The 25560-nt window shown below is 68.7% G+C and carries 21 protein-coding genes; 4 read left to right on the top strand and 17 right to left on the bottom strand.

Annotated elements, in window-relative coordinates:
- Positions 1-10 precede the first annotated feature (10 nt).
- The 6 genes from K6142_RS10740 to K6142_RS10765 form a co-directional block, all read right to left on the bottom strand.
- Complete coding sequence (locus tag K6142_RS10740) at positions 11-1522, bottom strand: response regulator (protein WP_223380836.1); 1512 nt, start codon at positions 1520-1522, stop codon at positions 11-13.
- 165 nt (positions 1523-1687) lie between these two features.
- Positions 1688-2275 (bottom strand): hypothetical protein, encoded by a 588-nt coding sequence (locus K6142_RS10745; RefSeq protein WP_190245847.1) that lies wholly within the window; start codon positions 2273-2275, stop codon positions 1688-1690.
- 406 nt (positions 2276-2681) lie between these two features.
- Entirely contained in the window at positions 2682-3341 is a 660-nt protein-coding gene (locus K6142_RS10750) for a histidinol phosphate phosphatase domain-containing protein (protein WP_190245848.1), read from the bottom strand.
- A 578-nt stretch (positions 3342-3919) separates the two neighbouring features.
- Positions 3920-4648 (bottom strand): bifunctional nuclease family protein, encoded by a 729-nt coding sequence (locus tag K6142_RS10755; protein ID WP_190245849.1) that lies wholly within the window; start codon positions 4646-4648, stop codon positions 3920-3922.
- Between the two features lie 242 nt (positions 4649-4890).
- Positions 4891-6336, bottom strand: a complete 1446-nt coding sequence (gene miaB, locus K6142_RS10760; protein WP_190245850.1) for a tRNA (N6-isopentenyl adenosine(37)-C2)-methylthiotransferase MiaB — start codon at positions 6334-6336, stop codon at positions 4891-4893.
- A gap of 75 nt (positions 6337-6411) precedes the next feature.
- The gene (locus K6142_RS10765; protein ID WP_190245851.1) at positions 6412-6705 is read right to left on the bottom strand and encodes a hypothetical protein; all 294 of its coding nucleotides are present in this window, start codon (positions 6703-6705) and stop codon (positions 6412-6414) included.
- A 290-nt stretch (positions 6706-6995) separates the two neighbouring features.
- Between K6142_RS10765 and K6142_RS10770 the strand changes: the two genes are divergently transcribed.
- Positions 6996-7205: a heavy-metal-associated domain-containing protein gene (locus K6142_RS10770; RefSeq protein ID WP_012612461.1), complete on the top strand. Its 210-nt coding sequence runs from the start codon at positions 6996-6998 to the stop codon at positions 7203-7205.
- 151 nt (positions 7206-7356) lie between these two features.
- On the opposite strand, the gene K6142_RS10775 is transcribed toward K6142_RS10770, so the two are convergent.
- The 4 genes from K6142_RS10775 to K6142_RS10790 form a co-directional block, all read right to left on the bottom strand.
- Positions 7357-8403, bottom strand: coding sequence for a GNAT family N-acetyltransferase (locus tag K6142_RS10775; protein ID WP_190245852.1), 1047 nt, complete (start codon positions 8401-8403; stop codon positions 7357-7359).
- A 362-nt stretch (positions 8404-8765) separates the two neighbouring features.
- The gene (amrB, locus tag K6142_RS10780) at positions 8766-9614 is read right to left on the bottom strand and encodes an AmmeMemoRadiSam system protein B (protein ID WP_190245853.1); all 849 of its coding nucleotides are present in this window, start codon (positions 9612-9614) and stop codon (positions 8766-8768) included.
- A gap of 237 nt (positions 9615-9851) precedes the next feature.
- Positions 9852-13157, bottom strand: coding sequence for a tetratricopeptide repeat protein (locus K6142_RS10785; RefSeq protein ID WP_223380837.1), 3306 nt, complete (start codon positions 13155-13157; stop codon positions 9852-9854).
- A gap of 207 nt (positions 13158-13364) precedes the next feature.
- On the bottom strand, positions 13365-14417 hold the full coding sequence (locus K6142_RS10790) for a sigma-54 interaction domain-containing protein (RefSeq protein WP_190245553.1): 1053 nt from the start codon (positions 14415-14417) through the stop codon (positions 13365-13367).
- Positions 14418-15371: 954 nt separating this feature from the next.
- Between K6142_RS10790 and K6142_RS10795 the strand changes: the two genes are divergently transcribed.
- A complete protein-coding gene (locus K6142_RS10795) occupies positions 15372-16385 on the top strand; it encodes an AEC family transporter (RefSeq protein WP_012612456.1) in 1014 nt (337 codons plus the stop codon).
- Between the two features lie 380 nt (positions 16386-16765).
- On the opposite strand, the gene K6142_RS10800 is transcribed toward K6142_RS10795, so the two are convergent.
- The 4 genes from K6142_RS10800 to K6142_RS10815 all read right to left on the bottom strand — a co-directional run bounded on the left by K6142_RS10800 (position 16766) and on the right by K6142_RS10815 (position 19667).
- A complete protein-coding gene (locus K6142_RS10800) occupies positions 16766-17176 on the bottom strand; it encodes a flagellar basal body rod protein FlgC (RefSeq protein WP_190245554.1) in 411 nt (136 codons plus the stop codon).
- Between the two features lie 262 nt (positions 17177-17438).
- Entirely contained in the window at positions 17439-18218 is a 780-nt protein-coding gene (gene folE2 / locus K6142_RS10805; protein ID WP_012612454.1) for a GTP cyclohydrolase FolE2, read from the bottom strand.
- Positions 18219-18236: 18 nt separating this feature from the next.
- Positions 18237-18656 (bottom strand): nickel-responsive transcriptional regulator NikR, encoded by a 420-nt coding sequence (gene nikR / locus K6142_RS10810; protein WP_012612453.1) that lies wholly within the window; start codon positions 18654-18656, stop codon positions 18237-18239.
- Positions 18657-18884: 228 nt separating this feature from the next.
- Positions 18885-19667 carry a class I SAM-dependent methyltransferase gene (locus tag K6142_RS10815; protein ID WP_223380838.1) on the bottom strand — a complete coding sequence of 261 codons (783 nt, stop codon included), beginning with the start codon at positions 19665-19667 and terminating at the stop codon, positions 18885-18887.
- Positions 19668-20052: 385 nt separating this feature from the next.
- On the opposite strand from K6142_RS10815, the gene K6142_RS10820 reads away from it, so the two are divergent.
- The gene (locus K6142_RS10820; RefSeq protein ID WP_223380839.1) at positions 20053-20631 is read left to right on the top strand and encodes a biotin transporter BioY; all 579 of its coding nucleotides are present in this window, start codon (positions 20053-20055) and stop codon (positions 20629-20631) included.
- The gene (locus K6142_RS10825) at positions 20628-21383 is read left to right on the top strand and encodes an ATP-binding cassette domain-containing protein (protein WP_223380840.1); all 756 of its coding nucleotides are present in this window, start codon (positions 20628-20630) and stop codon (positions 21381-21383) included. Before K6142_RS10820 ends, K6142_RS10825 begins: the two co-directional genes overlap by 4 nt.
- A 124-nt stretch (positions 21384-21507) precedes the next feature.
- On the opposite strand, the gene K6142_RS10830 is transcribed toward K6142_RS10825, so the two are convergent.
- From K6142_RS10830 to K6142_RS10840, 3 genes are all read right to left on the bottom strand, one after another.
- Positions 21508-22584 (bottom strand): DMT family transporter, encoded by a 1077-nt coding sequence (locus tag K6142_RS10830; RefSeq protein ID WP_223380841.1) that lies wholly within the window; start codon positions 22582-22584, stop codon positions 21508-21510.
- A gap of 329 nt (positions 22585-22913) precedes the next feature.
- A complete protein-coding gene (locus tag K6142_RS10835) occupies positions 22914-23738 on the bottom strand; it encodes an AraC family transcriptional regulator (protein WP_223380842.1) in 825 nt (274 codons plus the stop codon).
- Between the two features lie 447 nt (positions 23739-24185).
- Positions 24186-25367 carry an iron-containing alcohol dehydrogenase gene (locus tag K6142_RS10840; protein WP_223380843.1) on the bottom strand — a complete coding sequence of 394 codons (1182 nt, stop codon included), beginning with the start codon at positions 25365-25367 and terminating at the stop codon, positions 24186-24188.
- Between the last annotated feature and the right edge of the window lie 193 nt (positions 25368-25560).

A 25560-nucleotide genomic window follows, 5' to 3' on the forward strand; every position in this document is an offset into this window, starting at 1 on the left:
AGTTGCGTTGCTAGATGCCAGCCTCGCGCAGTGCCTTCAGGGTATGCCGCGCCACGGTGACCACGTCGTGCAGCACCGTGCCGCCCAGCAGGCGGTCCAGCAGACCGGCGGGCTCTTCGTGGCCGTCCACGTCGATGCGCAGCGCCGTGCCGAAGCGCCCCAGCATGCGGCGATGCAACTGGGTGCCCAGTTCTGGGTCCGCGCTGGACAGGGCGCGGCACACGGCGGCTGCGGTGCGTTCCGGCGCGCTGGTGAACTGGCATGCGCGGGCCACGTGTTCGTGCAGGGGCGCGCCGGGTGTCAGTTCGCGTCCGGCCAGCAGCGCTGCCGCCGCGTCGTCGATGCGTCCGTCGCGCAGCAGGCGCGCGGCCTCCGCCAGCAGGGGGTTGGGGGTGTCCGGGGGCGAGTCGGCCAGCAGTTCGGCGAATATGTTCTGGGCGCGCCGCCATTGCCGGGCACGGGCGTATATCTCGCCCGCGCGGCTGCGGAATTCGCGGCTCTTGTCCAGGTCGCCCTTGCCCCGCCAGGCATCGGCCAGCCCCAGGCAGGCTTCGGCGTGCAGGGCATTGTAGCGCAGGGTGCGGTTGAAGGCGGTGATGGCAGCATCCCACTGCTCGCGCAGCAGGTGGGCCGTGCCTTCCAGGAAATGAGCCTCGGCCTCGTCGGCGGATTCGGTCGCCGCGTTGGCGAACCGTTCCAGAGCCTGGTCGAATTCTTCATCCGAGAGCATTTGCGTGCCCTCGGCCACGGTGCGTGCCGTGCGCGTTGCCAGCGCGCGCCGGGCGCGCAGCAGTTGCGCGTCCAGCGCGTCCACCGTGTAGGGGCGGCCCAGAAAGCCGCTGCACCCCGCGCCGACGGCGGACAGCACCGCCTCGCGCGTGGCCGCGCTGGACACCACCAGCACCGGCAGGTCGAGCAGGCGCGGGTACGAACGCAGCAGTTGCAGCAGGTCGAGGGCGGACATGTCCGCCAGCCGTTCGTGGCAGAGCACCACGTCGACAGGGGGAATCGCGTCGCTGGCGGGCAGGGTCGCATCGCGCGGCCCGGCGTGGGCACGGCGCTGCCGGGCCAGCATGCGCGCGGCGGCGCCGCCGGATGTCAGCACCGCCACGTTGCGGATGCCCGTCTGGCGCAGGGCGCGGCGGTCCACGGCGCTCAGTTCCTCTCGCGGGGCCAGGATCAGCGCGCTGACGAACCCGTGCGCGGGCACGGCATCCATGCGGGGCGCGGCGGCCCACGACGTTTCGGCGCGCACCGCTTCCACCAGGTCGGAAAGGCTGGCCGCGCCGCGCCCGGCCATGCGCATGGTGGGCGGCACGCCCAGGGCCGCGAGGCCGGTGGCGGTGATGCCGTCAAGCGGACGGGGCTGTCGGGGCTGGCGGGTCAGACTGGGCTGACTGGGCAGATTGGGCGCCTTGGTCCGCGCTGCCGATTCCATGGACTGGAGCGCCCGGGCCGCCGTGGCGGCAAGGCTGTCGGTGGCGCGGTGCGACGGTGTGGCGTGTCTGGCTGCGGACTGCATGTGTGGCCTTCCTTCCGGGAGATCACCCCGTGTACCGGATTCATCGGCGGCAGCGGGGGAAACTTTAGCGTGGCCGGCACATGGCGGGCCTTTCCGGCATCCGTAACGGCGAAGGCCCACCCCCTTGCAGGGACGGGCCTTCGATGCATGGCATGCGGATGGTTGCTATTTCACGAAGGGCAGCAGCTTGCCGACGCGGGCGGGACGAACGGACTGCGCGCCGGGCGGGGGGGCATCGGGCGCCAGATCGTCGCCCGCGCCAAGGCTGGCGGCGCGTCCCGTCCTGTTGGCATGGTCGGTCTTGCCGACCATGCTGGTCAGGTCGGCAAGTCCGGCCAGCGCGGTGCGCCCGGCATCATGGGCCGTGGCCAGCGCCGCCCCCAGGCCGAAGCCGGGCGCGGGCATGCCGTAGCGCGGCTCGCGGTCGTGCACGGTGCCGCAGGTGGCGCACTGCCACGTGTCTTCGTGCGCGGCCAGGCGTACCAGAACGCCATCGCGGTTGTAGCAGCTCTGGCAGAACGGTCCCTGCTTGATGTTGCCGGTGATCAGCCAATAGCAGAACCCGTCAAAGACAAGATTGCGCGACAGGTAGAGGATGTCCTCGAATTCCTGCACCTGCATTTTCAGCATGGTGTTTTCATCGCACAGGGAAACGTAGCGCGACTGCATTTCCATCAGTACGTGCCGTGCTTCCTCGGTCTTGCCTTTCATGAACAGGTCGTGGATTTCCTTGAATCTGTAATAGTCGAGCATGGCCGCACCTCTGCGGGATGGGGAACCGGCGACCGGTCAGCCGCGGTACATGGTTCCCATCGGCAGTTCGGGGCGGAACTTTAGGCCGGGGTGCGTTGCCGCATGCGGGGGGGGCGGAAGCGTGAAGTGGAACAGCCCCAGGGGCTTTCTCCAAATTAGGATTTTTGTTCGTTGGCAAGGAAAACGAGCCTGCCATGAGGGAGTGCCCTAGCCGTTTGGTGAGCGAAGCGAACCTTACGGATAGGGACCGCAACGCGTACTCTTGCTGTATTCGACTGATATGGCAGGTGAAGTTTGACCGCGTTGCGCTCGATGCCCGTAAAGCTCGCAAGCTCGCTTAACGGGCACGCTGTGCGCCCTTCGGGTCGGTTAGCCAACGGACAAAAAAACAATTTGGGGCCAGTCCCTAGCGGGCGGCGCGCACCAACCGTTCCACCAACTGGCGCTGGGTCTGCTCGGCGGCTTCGATTGCCGCCGGGGCAAGGCCCGCGCCCAGGGCCACGGCGCGGCGCTTTTCGGCGGATACGAAGTCTTCCTTGCGGTGGGCGTCGTTGTTGATGACCAGCCGGGCACCCGCGGCGCGCGCGGTGATGGCCACATGGCCGTTGGACAGCGCGTGCGAGGGGCGGGTGGTTATTTCCAGCAGCACGCCGCGCTCGGCGGCGTAGGCAGCGTCTTCCGCAGTGAGCAGGCCGGGGTGGGCCAGCACGTCCGCCCCGCCTTCGATGGCGGCAAGATTGGTGCCCGTCTCCACCACATCGGCCAGCGACTGGCCATGCACCACCACCAGTTGCGCGCCCAGCGCCCGTGCCTCCCTGATGGCGTCGGGGATGAGCGCCGGGGGCACGTGGGTCAGTTCCACCCCGGCAAAGACCTCTATGCCCGCGTACAGCCCGTACTGGCGGGCCATGGGCAGCACCTGGCGCAGGATGAGGTCCATGTTCGATCCGTCGGCATGGTCGGTGAGGGCCACCGCGCGATACCCGGCAAGGCGCGCGAAGCGCACGGCGGTGGCGGGCGTCATGGAGGAGTCGCTGAAGCAGGTGTGCACGTGCAGGTCGATCATGGGGTGGCTCCGGAAATGGCGATGGGTGTCGGCGGGCGGGCATCCGCCGCGTGCTGGTGGGGTGCGGGGTACGCATGCGGGCGCGGGCGCAGGTTGGGCATGCTGGCCGTACGCGGTGGCCGCCCAGCTTTGCCCGGCTCTGCCCGATTTCATTCAGTCGCGTGGAAAATGGTGGGCCACCGGTACACCACGGGCGCAGCGGACGCAACCCGGTGCCGGTGCATCAAGGCGGGTGCCGGAGTCCGAGAGCAGAATCCGGGTGCGGGGTCCGGGGGCAGAATCCGGGTGCGGAAGGCGGGGGGACGAAGGCAGCAGGCGGGTGCAGGAGAGCAGGCCGGGGAGGCCTTTGGCAGGACGCATGGCCGCGCGACAGGCATGAACTACCGACGCAACCGGCGCGGCGACCAACGGACTGGCCGACACCGGCGACCTGCTGGCGCGCGAACGCCGCGTTCCGGCGGGATGCCGGATGGTCCGGATGGCCCGCGTGGATTAGGTGCCCGGATGGTCCGCGTGGCCCCAATGACAACGGCAGCCCGGAAGGCGGCTGCCACCCGGCGGTGGGGGCGCCCGCAGCGCTACATGCGGTACTTGGTTTCCGGGTCCAGCGAGCGCAGCAGTTCCGCCAGTTGCTCTTCCAGATCGTGCTGATCGCGCGGGCGATTCGTTATCTGGTCTGCCGACGGATCAGTGGCCTGGTCGGCCTTGTGCTTCGCGGCGCGTTGATCTTCCATGGCCTCGCGGACGCGGGAAATCTGCTCCACGTTGATGGGGCTGCCCGCTTCGCCGTCGGCCCACGGGGGCTGGCCCGCCCTGCGGCGCACGTCGCGCCGGGCGGTTTCCTCTCGGGCCATGGCCGACGCGGCGTCGGTGGGGCGGCGGGCGGCGTTTTCGTCCATGTTGGGGCGCAGGCGGTCTTCAGCGGCGCGGCGCAGTACGTCCTCGCTGACGAAGATGGGCACGTCGGCCCGCAGGGCCAGGGCAATGGCGTCGGAGGGGCGACAGTCCACGCGGGTGCGAGAACCGTTCAGCAGGATGTCCAGTTCGGCGAAGTAGGTGCCGTCGCGCAGGTCCACCACGTCCACGGCCACCAGTTGCGCCCCCAGCGAACGCAGGGTGTTCAGCAGCAGGTCGTGGGTGAGCGGGCGCGGCACGTCCACGCTGTTGAGCGCTATGGAGATGGCCATGGCTTCCATGGCCCCTATCCAGATGGGCAGCAGTTCCTCCCCGGCCTCTCGGCGCAGGACGAGGATCGGCGCCTTGGTGGCGTCGTCCAGCGACAGCCCCACGACCTTCATTTCTATCATGGGATACCTGCCTGTGCGCCCCTGCGGGCGTTTTCGCATGGTGCCCGGATTTGCCGGACCTGCCGGACCTGCCGGATTTGCCGGATATGCCGGACTTGGCTGATCTGCCGTATCTGCCAGACCTGCCCGGTCAGTCCGATTTGCCCGGCCAGCCCGATCCGTCTGATCTGCCCGTTCGGCCTGACCGGCCTGACCAGTCCGGCCAGTGCGGCCTTGCGGGCCGATGCGGCGCCGGAAGCGGATCATGCCCGCAATACTCCGCGCAGCGAATGCTTCTTGGCCTCCACGATGGTCACCGGCACGATCCGGCCCAGCCAGCCTTCCGGGCCGCCCTCCGCACGGGGGGGCATCACCACGTTGACGGCCTGGCCGTAGGGGTCGCGCCCCTGCCAGCTTTCGCCGCCGGGAGTGCCCGTGGCGCCGTCATGCACGCCCTCGTGCGATTCCGGGGTGGCCATGCCGGGCTTGCGACTCATGCCGTCCAGTAGCACCATTGTGTGCAACCCTACCATGTTCCGCAAGCACTGTTCAGTATAATCATTCTGCCATTCCTGCAGACGGGCCAGGCGGGCGGCCTTTTCGGCGGCGTCCAGCTTGCCGGGCAGCATTTCCGCGCGGGTGCCCGGCCTGTCGGAGTAGCAGAACGAGAAGCTGGCGGCAAAGCCCACGGCCCGCATGGCGGACAGGGTGTCCTCGAAGTCCTGCTCCGTCTCGCCGGGAAAGCCCACGATGATGTCGGTGGAAAGCTGGATGTCTGGGCGGGCCGCCTTCAGCCGGTGCACGATGTCCATGTACCGGGCCATGTCGTACTTGCGGCCCATGGCCTTCAGGATGCGGTCCGACCCGGATTGCATGGGCAGGTGCAGGCGCGGGCACAGGTTGTCCAGCGTGCCGAAGGCGTCGATGACCTCCGGCGCTATGTCCTTGGGGTGCGGCGTGACGAAGCGCAGCCGGGCCAGCCCGGGCAGGGCGGCCACGCGGTGCAGCAACTCGGCGAAGGTCACGGCCTTGCCGTCACCCGCCGCCGTCGCCATGGTCGCCTGGCGGGCGGCTTCCGCGTCCTGCCCGTAGGAATTGACGTTCTGGCCGAGCAGGGTGATTTCCTTCGCGCCGCGCTCCACCAGTTCCGCGCATTCGCGCACCACCGCGTCCGCCGCGCGCGACTTCTGGCGGCCCCGCGTGTACGGCACGATGCAGTAGGCGCAGAAGTTGTCGCAGCCCTGCATGATGTTCACGAAGGCGGAAGGCGGCACCGGCCCGGCGTCCAGTTGGGCGTCGCGCTCGGGGTATTCCTCGGAAAAGTCCAGCAGCGAGAGGCGCAGGCCCGGCTCGGCGCACAGCCGTTCGATGGCCTGCGGAGCCATGGACGAGCCGTCGCCGCCGAACACCAGTCGCACCTGCGGAAAACGGGTGAAGAACCCGGAGCCGATCTGCTGGGCCACGCAGCCGCCCACCACGGCAAAGGCGTCGGGCAACTTGCGGGTGGCCTGGCGGATGCGCCCGAGCACGCTGTAGACCTTCTGCTCCGGCTTGTCGCGCACCGAGCAGGTGTTGACGATGTTCACGCGGGCCTTGCCCAGGGGGGCTTCGGTGAAGCCGCGCGCCACAAGGGCTCTGGACAGCCAGTCGGAATCGTTGACGTTCATCTGGCAGCCAAAGGTCAGGATATGAAATGTACGGTCGCTCATGGTCCGGTGGTATGCTGATGGAATGCCGGGACGCGCCCGGCACGGGTGGTTGAAAAGAGTGGCGGCGGTGCGGGGCTATTCGGCGCCCTTGCCGTCGGCGGATGTCCGGGCCTGTTCGTGCCCCGGCTGCATGCCCTGCGACGGCGTTTGTTCTGTCCGGGCATGTTCTGCCCGCTTGCGTGCATCCTCGCGGCCGCTGTGTTCGCCCGCCAGGTAGAACAGGGCGATGGGGGCGATCAGGCAGGCCACGCACCACAGCAGGGGGTTGCGGCCCTGCCGCCGGGCCAGTATCGCCGCGCCAACGCCCACGCACGCCCAGATGAGCGCCATGTAGACGTAGCCGGAAGTGGTGAAGTCCAGTTCAAGCATGGGCTGCGGGGGTTGGGGTGCGGGGAAGGGCGAAAGGCCGTCCCCGTGTCTGCCGTTTGGCGACTGCCGGGGAACATTGGCGAAACATCGCCACGGCTCGGCAGTCCCTTGAGGTAAGGCATTCATGGGGGGTGCGCAAGGGGGCAAATCCTACTTGCATAGTAGGATAAAAGCGGTATAGTCTCGGCATTGAAGACGAAGTGTCGTCGCGCGCCGGTGACTTCCCCGGCGTTTCCCTTCACATCGTGCGCCGCGTCTGCGGCATGCCGCCCACGCGGGGAGGATTTCCCATGAAAAAGTACAAGGTGAAGGGGCTGCAAAGCCCGGACTGCGCCGCCACCGTGACCACTTCCATCCAGACCAAGGCCGGGATCGAGGAAGTGAACGTGAACCTGGCCACCGGCGAAATCACCTACGGTCCGGCGGTGTGCGTGGATACGCGCATGCTGCGCGAAGCCGTGGAAAGCGCCGGGTACACGCTGGAGGAAGAAGAGGCGTAGCCGCATCCACGCGCGGTGCGCGCCGGATGGCGGGCACCACGGTGCAGGTTTTGCTTCGCATGAAGGGGCGGGGGCACAGGCCCCCGCCCCTTCGATCATTTGCGGAAACGCGGAGCGGCGTCGTGGCCGCACGCAGCCGTGGCGGCTACTGCTACTGGGCCGCCTGTTCCGCCTGCTCCGGCTGTTCCGGCTGTTCTGTCGGCTCGGCAGGCTCGGGGCCATCCTTGACCAGCTGATAGTAGGGCAGGATGTCCGCCCCGAAACTGAGCTTGAACCAGCCCCGGCGGGGGCTGTTCACCCCTTCCAGGTCCACTTCGGTCACGCCCGCGCGGGCCAGCTGGCCGAAGGCATCCCACAGTACGGCGGTGCCGCAGGGGGTGTTGCGCAGGTGTGGGTCGCCCGCGCCGAACAGGTAGTAGGCGCGCTTGCTGTCCATGCCGAACAGGGCCATGGCCGCCAGTTCGCCTTCCGGGGTGCGGGTGGCGAACAGTCGCCCGAAGCCGCCCGCCAGCACGGCGGCGGCCAGGTCGCGCAGTTCGTCCAGCCGTTCCCGCTCCACCTCAATGCCCTGGCGGCCCATGGTCAGGGCGTAGAAGGCGGAAAGGTCTTCGGGGGTTGCGTCTTCGGTGGTGCGCACGCCGGTCTTCAGGGCCTTGCGCACTTCCTGGCGGCGCGAATAGGAAATTTCCGGAAACAACGGCACGTCTTCCGGCGCGGCGGCATCGGCAAAGCCCGCCAGGCTGGTGTAGGCGGTGTAGCGCACGTCGGCCACGTAACGGGGGGCGTCGTCCCTGCCGTAGTTGTGCCACAGGAAGGGCCGGATGTCGGTGACCTGGGGCGACAGGGCCAGTTCCACCCGCGCGTAGCGGCGCGACAGGGCGGCGGCCACGTCCGTGGCGATCTCGAACCGCTCGGACAACACCGTGGAGCGGTTCTGCTTGTTGGCGGGCGGGGCGAACAGGATGCCGTTGTGGATGACGAAATCATGCTGCACGGCGCACGATCCGTCCGCCGATTCGGTAACGGCCACGGCGGCGCGGCGTTCGTTGCCGTTCATGCACCAGTACAGGCGGCTGGGCTGGCGCACGGCAGCCAGGTACGCGGACAGCGAGAAGATGGTGCCGTTGGGGGATGCCTCGACAAAGGCGTCCCACTGGGCGCCGGGGGTGGTCTCTTCGAGACGGTATTGCGTGGTCACGGGGGCTCCGTTGAGTGGCGCGGGAAGGCAGCCGGGCCGCGCGCAACGCGCGGCGCACCGGTGGGCGCGGGAGCGTTGCCCGCAGCCGGGCGAAAAATGACACCGCTGCGCCCCGCCGTCAATATGCGGGACCGCTCGTGCCGGAAGGCACAAGGTGGGCGGCGAAGTGGGGCGGCGCGGGAAACTTCCGGCACCGAGTGAAATCCGGTGACCTGCGCCGGGGCGACTGGCGCAAGAGGGATTTTTGTCTTCTGCCGAGGAAGAACGCCTTTTTATGGAGGGAACGTACTCTTGTTGTACGTGACCGGAGTAAAAAGGCGGTCTGACGACGGCAGAGGCAAAAAGCCCCTTGCGCCTACTGGTTACGCAACAAGAACCCCCGCATACCCCACCACCCGCTGCATATCCCCGCTGACTTCGCCAGAGGTGGCATAGGCCACCACCCGCGCGGTCTGGGCGCCCAGGTCCAGCGCGGCCAGCAGCCCCAGGGTGGCGGGCAGCACCCCGCACATGGAGATGCCCCGGTCGCGCACGGTGGCGTACAGGCCGAGGGGGTCCAGCGCCTCGATGCGCGCCAGGGCCAGGCGGTCCAGCCGGGCGGCATCGGCATGGGTGACATAGTGGCTCATGTCCGACGACACCACCATGGCCACCCGCCGTCCGGCGGCCTCGAGGCGGCGCAGAGCCCCGGCAAGTGCCTGCGCGGCCTCGCGCAGGGCCTGGGGGTGCGGCTCCGCCACGGCCACGGGCACGATGGCAAGGTCGGGCGTGTATTCCTGCAGGAAGGGCAGGACCACCTCTATGGAGTGCTCGCGCATGTGGGCGGCGGTGTCGCGGGTGAAGCCCGCGTCCGATTCGGCCAGGGTGTCCGCCAGTTCCTCGTCCACGGGCACCGGGCCGAGAGGGGTGTGCCAGTGGCCGCCCGGCCAGACGGACAGCGGCGCGCCAAGCCCGGTGTGGTTGGGGCCCAGCAGCACGATGGTGTCGGGCAGGTTGGCCGCGCCCAGGGTCTGTCCGGTCACCTCGCCGGAATAGACGTAGCCCGCGTGGGGCACCATGGCCAGCAGGGTGGGGGCTGCCTCGCGCGGGGCGGCGGCAAGGTGTTCGCGCACGGTGTGGCGCAGCAGGTCGGGATCGTCCGGGTAGAACATGCCCGCCACCACGGGGTTGCGGTCGATGGCGTGTCCGGTGTCCAGATGCCTGTCGTGCATGGTGGCCTCCTGCGGGTAACGGCGGACAGGGTGGAAAGGGCGTAAAGGGCGGAAAAGGGGAAACGCGGCCAGCCCGGTGGGAATGTCCGGGGCTGGTCGGGCACGCCGCACGGACACGGAACCACGCCCATGGGTCCGTACCATCCCTATGCCAGATGCGCGGAAAAACGGAAACAGCGGAGATGCGGCAGCGCCCGGCGTCGGGCGCGCCTTGCGGCGGACAGGCCGTGCCCGTGCCTACGGCTGCGCGCCCTGGGTGAACCCGGAAAGCCCCTTGGTCACGTCGGTGGTGCGCAACTCTGACGCGGCCATCCGGCCATACAGCGACTGCGGGTCGCGCCGGGCCAGGTCTTCCAGGGTGGCCTTCCATGCGTCGACGTTGCCCATCTTGCGTTGCAGGCGCGCCACGCGATAGCGCATGGCCGCGTAGCCGGGGTCGGAATCGGGCACGTACTTGGCGTACTGGTCGGTCCAGTCCAGCGATTCGCGCAGGCGTCCCGCCGCCTCGGTGATGTCCATGAGCGAGAGCAGGCTTTCCTTGATGCGCGGGGTGTCTTCCTTTTCCGGGCTGGCCTGGGCCACGGCAAGGAAGTCGGACAGGGTCTCGCGGGTGAGCAGGTAGGCCTTTTCCAGTTCGCGCTTGCGCTCGGCGTCGCGCGACAGGAAGTAGCCCACGTAGGCCCGCTGTTCCTGGGGCAGGTCCTTGCGGTCGTACAGGCGCTGCCACAGGGGCACGGCCAGGTCTGGGTGCCCCAGGTTTTCCTGGGCCAGGGCCAGCGCGTAGTCCGCCTGCTTCTGCACCGGGTCGGACAGGCTCCACCCGGACACGCCCTGCATCACGTCGGCGATGCGCTGCCAGTTCTGGGTTTCCAGATGCACCTTGAGCGCCAGGGCCAGCACGGTTTCGCCGTGCTTGGGATCCTTCGGCCCCTTCAGGAACCCGTCCAGCATTTCCAGCGCCTTCTGGGGCTGCCCGGTATTGGCGTAGCTGAGGGCGATGGCCACGTGGGTGTCCACCGACAGGTCCTTCTCGTTTTCCTGGATCAGCGGGTACTGTTCCCACAGTTGCAGGATGCGGCCATAGTTGCCGTCCGCCGCCGACTCGGCCACCATCTGGGTGAAGCTTTGCAGCGCGATTTCGCGCACCTTGGGCAGCATGTCGCTGCCGGGGTGGGCCTGGGCGAATTCCACGGCGGATGCCAGCGCCTCGGGGAACTGACGGTTCCACAGGTACCACATGGTCAGCTTCAGCCGGGCCAGCGGCACCAGCGGGCTCTGCGGGTGGCCGGAAATGATGGTGGTGTACGCCTGCACCGGGCGGGTGTTGTCCGGCCTCTGGAACACCGAGACCATCTCGGCGATGCTCGGCGTGTCGTGGATGCCTTCCTCCGCCAGGCGCATCAGCGATATGAGCCCGCCGTCCTTGTCCGGGAAGCGGCGCACCGCTTCTTCGTACAGCACCCGGGCGGCCTCCGGCTGTTTCTGCTTGGCCAGGATGTCGCCCTGCCGGGCCAGCACGGTGTCGATGTCGTCCGCTTCTGGGTTGAGGTTGTAGTACAGCCAGTAGTTGGCGCGGGCGTCGTCCAGCTTGCCCAGGTGGTCGGACACGTCGGCGGCCACGGTGAGCAGTTGCGGGTATTCCAGGTAGAAGCGGCCCCAGCGCTTGTCCACGAAGTCGAGGATGGACGCGGCCTGCTGGTAGTAGCCCATCTTGTACAGGGTGCGGGCCAGGCTGACCGAACCTTCGCGCACGTACTTGCTTTCGGGGAAGTCCTGCACGATGGACTGGAACTTGTCCGCGGCCTTCTGGTAGTCGCCGCGTTTGTAGGCCTCTTCGCCCGCGTAGTACATGGCCAGGGCGGCGTTTTCGTCGTGCGGATACTGGCGCCGCAGCAGGTTGAAGTAGCCTTCCGCCTCCTGCGAGTTGCCGATGCGCGTGTTCAGCAGCCCGAGGCGCAACAGGGCCTGCGGCACCCGGTGCGACTTCAGGTTGTAGTTCATGGCCTCGCTGGTGGCCGTGATGATCTTGTCGAAGACGGGAAGGATGTTGTCCTTGTTCTGCGCGTAGAGCACGTCGCCGATGAGGTACAGCACCTCCTCGTACATGTCCTTGGGCGTGTCGCGTAGGCCCTTCAGGGTTTCCAGCAGTTCCAGCGCCTTGGGGTAGTCGGCGTTGACCATGAAGGTCTTGGCCTGCTCCAGCAGTTCCGCCGGGACCGGCGGCGCGGGAACGGGATTGCCCTTTTCGTCCACGTACACCACCTGGGTGGCGTTGGTGGCATTGGTGCCGTTGGTCGCGACCTTGCCCGCCGCCTCGGCCTGGGGCGAGGTGGCGTTGCCGGTGACCGGGGGCGTGGGCTGGCCGTCGGGCTGCGGTGGCGGCGTGGGGCCTTCGGGACGGGGGGCGGCGGACTTGCGCGCCTCGCCCATATCCTTGGCCTGTTCCTTGGCCTGCTCCGGCTGACCCGGCTGACCCGTTTGGCCCGTCTGGTTTGTCTGCGTGGTCGCCTGCGCCACGGCCTGCGGCGCGGCGGGCTGCTCGTTCTGTCTGGCCGTGGCGGCGGGACCGGCTTCACCGCGCGAGGGCACCGGCGCGGGGGGCGTGGCCTGGGCGGATGCCGCCGCCTCTTCCGGCCATTCGGCAGGGCCGCCGGAATTGATGCGCGCCCGGATGGAATAGGGCACGGCAAAGAAGCTGCGGGGCTGCTCGGGCGCCTGTGCTGCGGGCTGTCCGCCAGTTTGGGCGGCGTCGGTCTGTGGCTGGGCGGGGGGTGTGGCCCCGATTTGTCCGGTAACCTGCGCGGGGGGCGCAGTGCCCGGTCCGGTGGAAAGCTTGCCGGTGATCCCGCCTGCGGGCGCGGCCTGGGTCTGGCCGGTTCCGTTGGCGGTATCGCTGCCGTCGGTGAGGGCGCGTTCGACCACGCGCGGCTGCCGGGCGCCGTTCTGCGCCGGTGCGGGAGCGGTGGAGGGCGCCGGTGCGGGGGGGGCGGGAGGTGCGGGAATCGCGGGTTGGGCCGTCCGGGCGGGCTGTCCCGCCGGGGCGGCGGGCGGTGCCGGAGTGGGCACCGGGGGCGTTGCCCGTCCTGCCTGTTCCGGCGACTGGCCCGACTGGCTCGATTGAGCGGACGGCTGGCCCCCGTCGGAGGCAGTCCAGCGTTCGCCCATGGGATCGCGGAAGATGTCCACCACCACCCTGTCGGGGGCGGGACGGGTGACCACGTAGCCGAACCCCGGAGTGCGCGTGTCTATGCGCAGCCCGCCGGGCTGCGGGGCAACCTCTCCCACCAGGGCCGCGCCTGCCGGGTCGGCCCCGCCCATGCGCGCGGGAGCCGCGCCCACGGCGCGCGATGTCAGCGACAGGGTTTGCCGCCCGGTGCGGGCCACGTCCACGTCGCCGGGGCGGTCGAGGGTGATGGTCACCCGCTCGCGGTCGGGCAGGCCGCTCCACTGCCACGAGGCCGCGTGCGCGGCCGTGGCGGGCGGTCCGGCAAGGGCCGCGATGAGGAGCAGCCGGGCAAGACCGGCGGCGGTGGGTCGTTTCACGCAAGAATCCTGTGCATGTACGCGTACGTGTGCGCGGGCGGAAACGCGCCCGTGGCCCGGCGTCGGCGTTGTTGCGGATGCCGTGCCCCCTGTGCGGCGGGAAAAAACCGACACGGGCACTTGTTTGTAGCAAAAAGCGTGCAGCGGCGGATGGCTGCGTGTGCCCGGCCCGCCGCGCGAGCCTTCGTCACCGGGCGCATGCCGCGATCACGAGTCGGCGCGTTTCTTCTTCAGCTTCTCGATGAGCGTGGTGCGCTTGATGCCCAGGATTTCCGCCGCCTGGTTCTTCACGCCCTCGGCCATGGTCAGGGCCTCGTCCAGCAGGCGTTCTTCCACCGTGTCCAGAAAATCCTTCAGGTTCATGCCCTTGTCGCGCAGATCGGTGATGGTGGGCCAGCTGAAGCCTGCGGGCATGCCGCCGGATGCGGCGCCCGTGGCCGCGGGCAGCGGGTCGGGCGGGGTCGGCTCCGGCAGCGAGACGATGTCGCCCACCTCGTCCAGTATCTTGCGGGGCAGGTCGGCGGGGGGCACCACGTCGTCGTCGGCGAGGATGCTGAGCCGTTCCATGAAGTTTTCCAGCTCGCGCACGTTGCCCGGCCACGAATAGGCGGCCAGCACCTTGCGCGTGTCGGGCGCCAGCGCCAGGCAGCGGCGGCCCTTGCGTTCGCAGAAGCGGCGCATGAAATGTTCGGCCAGCACCAGGATGTCGCCGCCGCGCTCGCGCAGGGCGGGCAGGTGCAGGGGAATGACGTTGAGGCGGTAGTACAGGTCTTCGCGGAAGCGCCCGGCGGCCACCTCGCGCTCGAGGTCGCGGTTGGTGGCGGCCACGATGCGCACGTCCACCTTCTTCACGCCCGCGCCGCCCACGCGCTCGATTTCCTTTTCCTGCAGCACGCGCAGGATCTTGACCTGCAACGTCAGGTCCATCTCGCCGATTTCGTCCAGGAAGATGGTGCCGCCGTCGGCCAGTTCGAACCTGCCGGGCCGCGAACGGATGGCGTGGGTGAAGGCGCCCTTCTCGTGGCCGAAGAGCTCCGATTCCAGAAGTTCCTTGGGAATGGCCCCGCAGTTGATGGGCACGAAGGGCATGGACCGGCGCTGGCTGTTGGAATGCAGCGCGCGCACCAGAAGTTCCTTGCCGGTGCCCGATTCGCCCGTGACCAGCACGGTGCTGTCGGTGGGGGCCACTTTGGCCAGAATGCGGAAAACGTCCCTGAGCGATGTGCTTTGGCCGATGATGCCGCTGGTGTCGAGATCCATTCCCTCTCCCGGAAGGCTCGCTGAATGTGTCCCGATTCCCCCCGTGCCATCCCGATGCGTGCGCCGGTCCGCTTCGCCTGCATGCCGCGTCAGCCCGTCACGCCTACCCGTCACGCCGGGGTGTCGCGCCTGGCCGTTACGATGGCCGCCTCGCGCGGCTGGACCGAACAGGCCGGTTTTCCGGACAATTATCCGTTCCCCGGACAGGTATCCGGTCAGGCACGAACGCACGTGTATGGTCCGAAAACCCCCTGCGGCCCCGGACTTCGCATTCCGGAACACGGGCGGCATGGCACGTCTGGCTTCATCAGTGTCAATTCGCTGACACGAAGTCAAGTATAGGGGCGAAAAAAGCGGCTTCCGTGTGCCGGGGCGGGGCATGTGCCGCCTGTGCGGCGTCCGCGCGGCATCTGGTCGGCCCCCGCCCTTGAAAGGGGGCTGTTGGGCGTGCGCACCCGCACGCACGGAACCCGGGGCGGAAAGGGCGACGCAAGGACCGGGACAGGGCAGGACAGGTAGGGCCGGGACAAGACCGGAGCAGGGGCGGGGGGGCGAAAGGCGTGCAGCGGGGCAGGTGGGGGCGACAGGCAGCCCGGCAGGCAGACTGGCAGGCGCATCGGGGCGGTGCACGGCACGGGGTGGTATCCGCAAGGTGCGTACCTTGCCCGAAGGGCCGTGCCGCCGTATGCTTTACGGCATCTCTGCATCAGGACGCGTTGCGGCGCATCAGGACGCGTTGCGGCGCATCAGGACGCATTGCAGCGCAGCCGGGCAGTGCAGCTTCTGTCCGGGCCGCCCGCGCCTGTCAATGTCCGGCAACGTCTGGCAAGGCCTGCCTGCGTTTGCCTGCGTCTGCCAACGCTTGGCAAGGCTTGGCAAGGTCCGGCAAGGCTTGGCAACGTCTGCAAAGGCTTGGCGAAGTCCGGCGGCCACGAGTCCGCCTGGGAGTTTTTCGTGCTCGACATTCTTTCCGCCCTGGTTCCGGTGTTCGGCATCATCGTGCTGGGCATGTGCGTGGAGCGCATGGGCAGCCTGCCCAAGGGCACGCCCGCCGCCCTGAACCAGTTCGTGTTCCGGGTTTCGCTGCCCGCGCTGCTGTTCCATGCCGTGGCCCGCAAGACGCCGGAAGAACTGGCGCGCGGCGGCTTTGCCGTGGGCACGGTGGCGGGGATGCTGCTGGCCTTTGCGCTGGGGTATCTGCTGTGCTCGCGCGGGGGGCGGCGCCACGGCCCGGACGTGGCCGTGCTGGCCCAGGCCGCCAGCTTTCCCAACAGCGCCTTTCTGGGGCTGCCCATCGTGACCTCACTGGTGCCCGGCAACGACGACGCGGTGCTGGCCGGGGGCATGGTCTCCGTGCTGTGCCTTGCCGTGCTGCTGGTGACCATGGCCCGGCTGGAGGCCATCCGCAGGGGCGGCGGCCTGTCGTGGCGGGTGCTGCGCGAGGTGGCGGCTGCCCTTGGGCGCAATCCCATCCTGTTGGCCTCCGTGGGCGGGGTGGCGGTAAGCCTTTCCGGGCTGGGGCTGGCCCGCCCCGTGGCCGCCATGGCCTCCATGCTGGGGGCCACGGCATCGCCGTGCGCGCTGTTCGGCATCGGCATGGTGCTGGCCGCGCAACTGACCGCCGAGGGCGCAGGCTGCCCGCCCGGCAGCGCGGGGGACGGCAGCGGCGAATGCGACCCGCAGGCCCTTTCGCCGCTGGCCCGGCAGGTGGCGGTGAACGCGGTGAAGCTGTTCGCCCACCCGGCGCTGACCTGGCTGTGCCTGTGGGCGCTGGGAGTGCGCGGGCAGTGGCTGGGCATGGGGGTGCTGTTCGCGGCCATGCCCACGGCGGCGGTGGCCTACGTGGTGGCGGAAAGCTACGGCGCGGGCACGCGCGACACCTCCCGGGCCATCGTGGTGAGCACCATGCTTTCCGCGCTGACGCTGTTCGGCACCGTGGTGCTGCTGCGGCATCTGCAATTGCTGTAGCGGCCATCCCCCCCCCAATATTCCCGAAGACGGAGGCAAGGCGAAAAGGAAGCGCGCCGCGTACCCCTGCGGGTGCGCGGCGCGCATGTTGCCTTGGCTCTGCCCGGCGCGTGCGCCGGTGGATTGCGGGGCAATGCCCCTCGGTTGCGGTGGCCCTTCCGTTCTCTTGTCTTTCCTCTTTCCCTTCCTTTCAGGATAAGCACGGCCCGGTTGGCGGGCAAGGTCGTCGGAAGCCGGGGGCGGTTTCCAAAGGAGGGTTTTCGTTCGTTGGCGAGGAAAACGGGCCTGTCATGAAGGCGTATGCTCTTGCTGTATTCAACTGAGATGGCAGGCGAAACTTGATGGGGCCAACGGGCGAAAGGACAACTTAGAAACAGCCCCTAGACGAAGCGGTCCACGAGTATCCCCGTCATCTCGTCCCGTGCGCGCACCACGGCGGCGTTGGCCTCGAAGGCGCGCTGGTCCGTGAGCATGCTGACCATCTCGTTGGCCACGTCGGTGTTGCTGCCTTCTATGGCGCCTGTCTCCACCGTAACGCTGCCGTCCGCATGCACCACGCGGCGCAGATCCATGCGCAGCGGGCCTTCGGTGGTGCTCTGGCGGATTTCCGCCACCTGCACGCCCCGCTCCTGCCCGTCCTGCCCGTTCTGGCTGGCAGGACCGGTTTGCAGGCGCACGTCGGACGCACGGAATTCGTCCGTGTTCATGTTCGCCACGTTGTTGGCCGTGACGGCCATGGACGTGCCGAAGGCATCCAGTGCGCTGAGCGGTGTGCCGAATCCGTCTATCATGGCGTGTCTCCTGCGCGGGGGCGGTCTCCCCCGATTCCCCCTGCACGGTATGATAAGTCCGATGGCGTCGCCTGTCACGGGGGGCGGGGGGGGGCGAGAAGCGGGAATCGCGCCAGGGTGCGGCGTGGCGTTTTGCGGCCTTGCGTCGCGCGCAAAAAGGCATCCCCGGCGGTTGATTGCCGGGGATGCCTGCCGTGCGTGCTGCTTGATCGATGCGCCGCGAGAGGATGAGGCGCGAATCGCGCCCGGCGGTCAGGGGCGGCTAGCCCTTGCGCACTTCCCGCTCGATGCTGGCGAAGGCGTTGTGGCAGTGGATGGATTCGAAGCTTTCCACCTCCACGCGGAACCAGGCCACGTGGGGGTGGCCTTCCAGTCGCTGGGCCGCCGCGCGCACCACGTCTTCCACAAACGTCGGATGGGCGAAGGCGTCCTCGGTGACGAATTTCTCGTCCTCGCGCTTCAGCAGGGTGTACACCGGCGACGAACCCGCCGCCTCGGCCAGATCGATGAACTCTTCCATCCAACTGAACCCGGTCATGCGGATGGACATGCGCACCACGGCGCGCTGGCTGTGCGCCCCTTCGTCGCTGATGGCCTTGGAGCACGGGCACACGGTCATCACCGGCACTTCCAGTTCCAGCAGGAACGAGGGCTTGCCGTCGCCCAGTTCACCCGTCAGGCGGCATTCGTACCACACCAGGCCGGAGCTGGCCGTGGCGGGCGCGCCCTTGCGCACGAAGTAGGGAAAGCGGAACAGCGCGTAGGCCTTGCGGGCGTGCAGCCGTTCCTTCACGTCTTCGAGCAGGCGCTTCATGGAGTTGTAGTCCAGTTCCTCGGACCAGTTCTCCAGCGCCTCGACGAAGCGGCTCATGTGGGTGCCCTTGAATTCCGCGGGCAGATCCACGCCGATGTCCACGGTGGCCACGGTATGCTGGCTGCCCTGGGCCCGGTCGCGGACCACCAGGGGCAGCTTGAGGTTCTTCACGCCCACGCGGTCGATGGGCATGGCCACCTGCGCCGGGCTGTTCTGTACGTCTTCCATGTGATGCCTGAAAAATCCTTAGGTGAGGTCTTGCCCGGTGGTGGTAAGCGAAAGCTTGCCGTGCTTCACGCCCTTGGTGGAAATGAGCCGCTGCGACAGGGTGCGCACGTCCGCGCCGGGGCCCTTCAGCACCAGCACCTCGAGGCAGTTGTGGTGGTCCAGATGCACGTGCAGCGAGGTGATGATGATGCCGTGGTGGTCGTGCTGGATTTCGGTCAGCCGCTGGGCCAGATCGCTCTTGTGGTGGTCGTACACGATGGTCAGGGTGCCCGCGATTTCGCGGTCGGTGTCTTCCCATTCCTGCTGGACCAGAGTGTTGCGGATCAGGTCGCGGATGGCTTCCGACCGGGTCTGGTAGCAGCGGTCGTCGCACAGGGCATCGAATTTTTCGAGCAGGTCGGAATCGAGAGAGACGCCGAAGCGGATGGTGCGGCCCATAACGGCTCCTGTGGTTGCGGTGGCGGTGTCCTGCGGTGAAGGGGCTGCCCGGAGGCGGGGGATGTCCGAAAAATGTCTTTCAGAGGGGACCGTCACGAGTAGGATTTTTGTTCTCTGCCAAGGAAGAATGGTTTTTTATGGAAGGAATATACTCTGATGGTATTTGACTGGAATAAAAAACCATTCTGACGAAGGCAGAGGGCAAAAAGACATTCGTGGCGGTGCCCTCTAGGTGTGCGGGGGACGCATCTCCCAGATGTATACAGTAACACGTTCGGCCTGCCGGTACAGCGCGTCCACCTGCATGGTGCGGGCGCAACGCGTGGCCCAGCCACGGGCTTCCAAGGTTTCGCGGAAGGTAGCGTACACGTTTCTGCCCGGTTCCGCCACCCAGGCCACCCCGTCGCGTGCCACGGAATAGTCCAGAAAGTCGCTGACGGGTGTTACGAACCGGCGCTCGTACATGATGTCGCCCGCCCAGACCATGTCCAGCGAGCGGGCGGCCACGGCGGGCATGCGCCAGTCCATCGCAGTCCACAGGGGCTGCGCCACGCCGTTGCGCGCGGCGTTCAGCCGCGCAAAGCGCAGGGCCTCTTCCTCGTAGTCCATGCCGATGACCTGGGCGCCCAGCCACTGCCCGATGATGGCCGTAAGCCCCAGCCCGCACCCCAGGTCCAGGCAACGGCGGCCTTGCAGCGCGGCGCGGTTTTCGGCCAGCCATTCCGCCAGGCCAAGGCTGGCGGGCCACAGCTCGGTCCAGTAGGGCAGCCGCTCGTCGTCCACGAAGGCGGCGCGGGCCGCGCCCGCCGTGCCGGTGGTATCCGTAACGGGGTTGGGACCATCGCAGGCGGCCAGTTCTTCCCACAGCGATTCGAGGTCGGCGTGGCGCTCCAGGGTCCAGGCGCGGCCACAGGCATGCACCTCGACCACGGGTGCGTAGGTGTCGGGGCGGCAGGGGGTGGGCGCGGATCCGGACGAAGCGCCGGACGAGGAAGATGGCGGGGTGGACATGGGTGTTTCGGATAGCAGGGTAGCCTGCCCCCGTCCAGCGGCGGTATGGAGCGCGGAGGGGTGTGATGCTGCGTCAGGCTGCGCCGTCCGCTTCCGTCGTGTACCAAAGAGTACACTCCGGTCGCGGCCAGCGAGCCTTCCTTGCCTGACGCCCCTCCGCGCTCCATACCGTCAGTGCGCGGGCGTCGGGGCGGGGGAAAGCTGAAAGACAGGCATGCGATGCATACATGTTGTTGGCTGGGGCAGGGACAGGGATGCGCATGGTCGGTGTGGACGCACGATCACTGCCGCTTCGCCTCTGCGCCCCTCGTTGACCGGCGCGGGCCGTGGCCCTATGTTGCGGGCGCACACCACAACCCCGCGCGGACGCGCGGACGGGAGACACATGCACGACGCCCCGCTGGCGGGCCTGCACCGCCTTGTCTGGACGGCCCTGATGGCCGCGCTCATTGCCGTGGGGGCCATGGTCATGCTGCCCGTGGGGCCGGTGCCGGTGACCTTGCAGACCCTGTTCGTGGCGCTGGCCGGGCTGGTGCTTGGCTCGGCGCGCGGGGCCGGGGCCATGTTGCTGTACGTGCTGGCCGGGGTGATGGGACTGCCGGTGTTTTCCGGCGGCAAGGCCGGGTTCGCTCATCTGCTGGGCCCCACCGGGGGCTACCTGTTCGGGTTCGCCTGCATGGCCTGCATCGCCGGGCTCGGCGGGCTGAGGGGATTGCGGGGACGTGAAGCGCGGGATGCCTCCATCGGCCTGCCCCGTGTCGCGCTGGCCCTGTGCTGCTGCCTTGCCGGGCTGGCCGTGGCCTATCTGGCGGGCGCGGCCCGGCTGATGCAGGTGCTGGATATCGACGTGGCGCGTGCCGTGGCCGTGGGTGTGCTGCCCTTTCTGCCCGGCGACGTGGTGAAGGTCGTACTGGCCGTGGCTGCATGGCGGTTTCTGGCCGTGCGAAGGCTGTTGCCCCGATGATCGTCGCCAAGGGCTTGCGCTACATTCATCCCGGCACCCCGGCGGGAACAGCCCCCGCCCTGGACGGGGCGGAGTTTTCCGTGCCGCCCGGCGCGCTGCTGTGCCTGTGCGGGGTCAACGGCAGCGGCAAGTCCACCCTGCTGCAACTGCTGGCCGGGCTGCTGCGGGCCGAAGGCGGCACGCTGGACGTGGCCGGGCACCACTGCCCCGGAGCGGAAGCGGCGCTGCGCCGCCATGCCGCGCTGGTGTTGCAGGATGCGGACATGCAGATGCTGGGGGCCACGGTGGCGGAAGATTTGCTGCTTACCGCGCCGCCCGCCCACACCCCGCAAGGCGCGGCCGCCCTGGCCGCCGCGCGCGAGGCGGCGGGCCGGTTCGGCCTTGCCGCGCACTGGGACAGCCCGGTGCACACCCTGTCCTACGGGCAGAAGCGCAAGCTGTGCCTGGCTGCCGCGCTGCTTGCCGCACCGGGTCTGCTGCTGCTGGACGAGCCGTTCAGCGGGCTGGACCACCCGGCGGCGCTGGAATTGCGCGACATCCTGGCCCGCAACCGGGCCTCCGGGCTGACCCAGGTTGTCTCGGTGCACGAACTGGAGCCGGTGGTGGACATGGCCGACCTGATGCTGGTGCTGGACGGGGGGCGGCAGGCGCTGTTCGGCCCGCCCGCCACCGTGCTGGACCGGGTGCGCGCCCATGGCATCCGTCCGCCCTGTTCATGGGCGGCGCGGCGCGAGATCGTTTCCTACGAATAGGAGAGGAAGGGCGAAGCCCCGGCGGCCGTTTCTTTCCGTGAAATCGCAAGCGACCACGAATCACGCGGGGCGCGAAGGTATCCCCTTCGCGCCCCGCTTTCGCATCAAAAGGACGAAACAGAGGCTACCGGCTGCGTCCGGTGCCCAGGGCCACGCCCACCATGACCACGCCAGCGGCCAGCATCTGGGTGGCGTTCAGGGTTTCGCCCAGCCACAGCCAGCCGAACCCCACGGCGGCCACGGGCACCAGATTGATGAACGCCCCCACGCTGCTGGCGGGCAGATGGCTGGTGGCCCAGTTGAACAGGCCGAAGGCGCCCAGCGACGAACCCGCGCCCAGATAGATTACCGCCAGCACCACGTCGGCGGGCCATTGCCCGGCACCGGCCAGCACCGCGTACGCCCCCGGCGCGAAGAACAGCGCCCCGGCCAGGGTCTGCAAGGCCGTCAGGGTCCACGGGTTCCAGCGAAAGCCGCCGCGCCCCCCATGACCCCCATGACCCCCATGAGCGGACAGCCTGCGCACCAGCACCATGTTGCCCGCCGCGCAGACCATGGCCAGAAGTTCCAGGATGTTGCCCAGCAGCGGATCGGGCGCGGACTCGGTGCCTGCGCCGCCGGACAGGGTCAGCCAGGCCACCCCCGTGCACGAGAACGCCACCCCCACCCACAGCCGGGGCGAAGGCCGTTCGCCCAGGAACAGCCACGCGCCCGCGCCCACCAGCAGCGGCACCGAGGCGGAAATGACCCCCGCCTGCGAGGCAGTTGTAAGCTGCATGGCATTGGATTCACACAAAAAATACAGGCAGGGCTGCAACAGTACCGTGGGCACGAGCAGCAGCTTGTGCCACCGGGGCACGCCGCTCCAGAAGCCGCGCCGCACCGGCGTGCCGGATGGGGCCGCCGCCACGGTGCGGGAGGGGAACAGCCGGGTGGTGAAGGGGGCCAGCAGCGCCATGGCCACCATCATGCGCGCCCACATCAGCGGCATGGGGCCAAGGGCTTGCACGGCCACCTTCATGGCCGGGAAGGACAGGCCCCACAGGATCACCGCGCCCAGGGCCGCCAGTGCGGGCAGCAGCAGCGAGGCCCGGGCAGGGGCATGGCCGGAAAGGTCGGGGGCGTGGGCGGAAGGGGGCACGGTGTCGGCGGCGTCTGTGATGGCGGCGGCATCGGGCGCACAGGGTGCGGAATCGGACATGGAGGGCGTCTCCGTGAGTTATGGTGTGCGCCGGGTGTATCGCGTTGCAAGGCTGTGCGTCTTGCACGGAGTTTTTGCACGAAATTGCGGTTGGGGTGGGCGGTAGGGCTGGCGGGGATGGGGACCGCATGCCGTCCGGCGGCGGGAGTGGATGCAGAGGGCGGTGACGGATGAGCGGGAGCGCCCGGTGCGCGCGCGGTCCGGGGCATTCGGTCCGGGGCATTCGATCCGGGACATTCGGTCTGGGGCATTCGGTCTGGGGCATTCGGTCTGGGGCATTCGGTCTGGGGCATTCGATCCGGAGGCGGTGGAACCGGTGGCAGGGCGCCTCAGCGCGACAGGTACTGCCCCGGCGTGGCCCCCACGTAGCGGCGAAAGGTGTTGGCGAAGTGGCTCTGGTCCACGAAGCCGGTCTCCTGCGCGGCGTCGGCCATGGCCCAGCCCCGGCGCAGCAGCAGCTTTGCGCGGTCAACGCGCAGTTGGGTGTGGTAGGCATGCGGGGTCATGCCCGTGGCGTCGCGGAACACCCGCAGCATGTGGAACCGGCTGAGGCCGGTGGCCTCGGCAAGGTCTTCCAGCGAGACCTTGTGCGCCAGCCGTTCGGCAAGGTAGGCGCGCACCCGGCGCACGGCGGTGTTGCCGTCGCGGGTGGTCACGGCTTCGGGCCGCACCCCGCCGTGGCGGGCCAGCACCAGCGAGAAGGCGCCCACCATGGCCGACTGGCGGGCCAGCAGTTCCACGCCTTCGGCCACCAGGTCGCAGAGGCGCAGAAAGGCGCGCAGCACGTCGGCGTCGGGCACGATGAGCTTGCGGAAGTCGGGCGGGCCCGCATCGCGTCCGCCCAGTTCCACGGCCACGCGGTGCAGCCAGTGCGGGTCTGCGTAGAACATGCGGTAGGTGGCGGGCACGCCGCGTTCCGGTTCGCCGCTGTGCACCTCGCCGGGGTTGAACAGGCAGACCTGCCCGCCCACCACCACGGAGTTGCGCCGGGAGCGGCCATGGCAGTAGTTGGCCCCTTCCTCCATCAGGCCCACGGCGTACTGGTCGTGGGAGTGCTTGGGGAAGGTGTGCGCACTGCGGAGCACCCGGTTGGTTTCCAGACCGTCCAGGTCGTCGCTGCGCCAGTAACGCACGTTTTCGAGGGGCTGTCGCATGCCGTGGTCCATGGTCGTGCGGGGTGTTTGGTGGTGTGTGGGCGGCTTGGTGGGGAGGTGCGGGTGAGAAAGGGGGAACCGTGCCTGTAGGCGGAGTCTGCCGGGGTTCGCCAGTGGGGTATTGCAGGAAATTGCGGTTGGGGTGGGGGAGCGTGGGGCCGCGGACACGCTGCATCGGGCTTCGCCGGCATTCGGCTTTATGCTTGAGTTGAAATGCTTTTTTCCGTTTATCCCGCGACGGTCTTCCGTCGCGGGGGCGTGTGCGGGCACAATGCAAAGAATTACGAGTTTTGCCAGCCGGACAAGGCGGCACGGCTTTTTTGAGCGGAGCGTACTTCTGTAAGTGAGCATCAAAAAAGCCGGGCCAACGCCGTCCGGCGGCAAAAGACGGATTCTGCCAGCAGTGTGCCCGCGCTTACGGAAGCCTGCCTCGGTCCTCCGCTCCCCTTACCGGTACGCCTTCTCGAAGATCGCGATCACCGCATCCTCGCGCAGGTCCACCGGGGTGACGGCGAACAGGCCCCCCATGGTTTCGCGGGCATTGCGGGCCAGGGCGGGTATCTCCTCGCGGGTCACCCCGTAGTCGGACATCTTCAGGCCATCCAGCCCCACGGCGGCGATGAGCTTGCGCAGCGCCGTGACAAGGGCCAGCCCCTGTTCGCGCAGTTCCATGCCCTCGATGTCCTCGCCCATGGTCACGGCAAGGTCGGCGCAGCGCTTGGGCTGGAAGCGGGCCATCACCTCGAAGTAGGGCAGGGACAGCATGACCAGCCCGGCGCCGTGCGGCAGGGCCGGGTGGTGGGCCGACAGGGCGTGCTCCAGCGAGTGGTGCGAGATGCACGACGACAGCGACTCGCACAGCCCCGCCGCCGTGGACGCCCACGCCAGCATGGTGCGCACCTGCACCGAGTTGCCGTCCTTCACCGCCTGCGGCAGGAACTGGGAAATCAGGCTGACCGCCTCCAGCGCCAGCAGGTCGCTGGAGGGCTGGCGCGCCGTGGAAAGGTACGCCTCCGCCGCGTGGAAGAAGGCGTCCATGCCGGTCATGGCGGTCACCGCCGGGGGCACGCTGACCATCAGCATGGGGTCCACAATGGACAGCGCCGGGTAGGTGGAATCGTCGCCCCAGCCGATCTTTTCGTTGGTGTCCTCGCGGGTGATCACCGTCCACGGGTCGGCCTCGGTGCCGGTGCCCGCCGTGGTGGGAATGGCCACCACCGGCAGGGCCGGGCGCTCTGGCCGCTTGCGCCCGCCGGTGCCGCTCTGGATGTAGTCCCAGTACGAGCCGGGGTTGGCGGCGGCCAGGGCGATGGATTTGGCGGAATCTATGGTGCTGCCCCCGCCAAGGCCCAGCACGAAGTCGCAGCCTTCGGCGCGGGCCAGCGCCGCGCCCTCGTCCACGTGGGTCAGCACGGGGTTGGGCTGGATCTTGTCGAAGATCACCGTGGCGCAGCCGTTCTGCGCCAGCAGGGCCAGCACCTTGTCCAGATGCCCGGTGCGCCGCATGGAGCCGCCCGCGCTGATCACCACCAGCGCCTTGCGGCCCGGCAGGCGGGTGCGGCCAAGCTCGGCCAGCCTGCCCGCGCCGAAGATGATGCGGGTGGGCATGTGGAAGGTGAAGTCGAGCATGGTGATCTCCTTGGGCTGTGCGCGAGGGGCGCGGTGGTGGGGCGGCCTGATTCCGGCCGGACGTCAGCGGGACGTCAACCGGACGTCAGCCGGACGGCAGGCAGATGTCAGCAAGACTCCGGGCAGGCTCTGGTGGACGCCGGGGTGCCGGGCGACCGTGGCTGGTGACCGGTCTGGCGTCCGGGTGCAGGCA

This window comes from Nitratidesulfovibrio sp. SRB-5 (assembly GCF_019931275.1).
In the GTDB taxonomy this organism is placed as follows: domain Bacteria; phylum Desulfobacterota; class Desulfovibrionia; order Desulfovibrionales; family Desulfovibrionaceae; genus Cupidesulfovibrio.

Bases quoted from the DNA above. Each gene is read 5' to 3' on its own strand.
- K6142_RS10745 (WP_190245847.1), bottom strand. From the start codon at position 2,275: ATGCTCGACTATTACAGATTCAAGGAAATCCACGACCTGTTCATGAAA.
- K6142_RS10790 (WP_190245553.1), bottom strand. From the start codon at position 14,417: ATGGATCTCGACACCAGCGGCATCATCGGCCAAAGCACATCGCTCAGG.
- K6142_RS10840 (WP_223380843.1), bottom strand. From the start codon at position 25,367: ATGCTCGACTTCACCTTCCACATGCCCACCCGCATCATCTTCGGCGCG.
- amrB (WP_190245853.1), bottom strand. From the start codon at position 9,614: ATGCACGACAGGCATCTGGACACCGGACACGCCATCGACCGCAACCCC.
- K6142_RS10755 (WP_190245849.1), bottom strand. From the start codon at position 4,648: ATGATAGAAATGAAGGTCGTGGGGCTGTCGCTGGACGACGCCACCAAG.
- K6142_RS10750 (WP_190245848.1), bottom strand. From the start codon at position 3,341: ATGATCGACCTGCACGTGCACACCTGCTTCAGCGACTCCTCCATGACG.
- K6142_RS10835 (WP_223380842.1), bottom strand. From the start codon at position 23,738: ATGCGACAGCCCCTCGAAAACGTGCGTTACTGGCGCAGCGACGACCTG.
- K6142_RS10825 (WP_223380840.1), top strand. From the start codon at position 20,628: ATGATCGTCGCCAAGGGCTTGCGCTACATTCATCCCGGCACCCCGGCG.
- K6142_RS10765 (WP_190245851.1), bottom strand. From the start codon at position 6,705: ATGCTTGAACTGGACTTCACCACTTCCGGCTACGTCTACATGGCGCTC.
- K6142_RS10830 (WP_223380841.1), bottom strand. From the start codon at position 22,584: ATGTCCGATTCCGCACCCTGTGCGCCCGATGCCGCCGCCATCACAGAC.
- folE2 (WP_012612454.1), bottom strand. From the start codon at position 18,218: ATGGAAGACGTACAGAACAGCCCGGCGCAGGTGGCCATGCCCATCGAC.
- nikR (WP_012612453.1), bottom strand. From the start codon at position 18,656: ATGGGCCGCACCATCCGCTTCGGCGTCTCTCTCGATTCCGACCTGCTC.
- K6142_RS10740 (WP_223380836.1), bottom strand. From the start codon at position 1,522: ATGCAGTCCGCAGCCAGACACGCCACACCGTCGCACCGCGCCACCGAC.
- K6142_RS10820 (WP_223380839.1), top strand. From the start codon at position 20,053: ATGCACGACGCCCCGCTGGCGGGCCTGCACCGCCTTGTCTGGACGGCC.
- miaB (WP_190245850.1), bottom strand. From the start codon at position 6,336: ATGAGCGACCGTACATTTCATATCCTGACCTTTGGCTGCCAGATGAAC.
- K6142_RS10815 (WP_223380838.1), bottom strand. From the start codon at position 19,667: ATGTCCACCCCGCCATCTTCCTCGTCCGGCGCTTCGTCCGGATCCGCG.
- K6142_RS10770 (WP_012612461.1), top strand. From the start codon at position 6,996: ATGAAAAAGTACAAGGTGAAGGGGCTGCAAAGCCCGGACTGCGCCGCC.
- K6142_RS10800 (WP_190245554.1), bottom strand. From the start codon at position 17,176: ATGATAGACGGATTCGGCACACCGCTCAGCGCACTGGATGCCTTCGGC.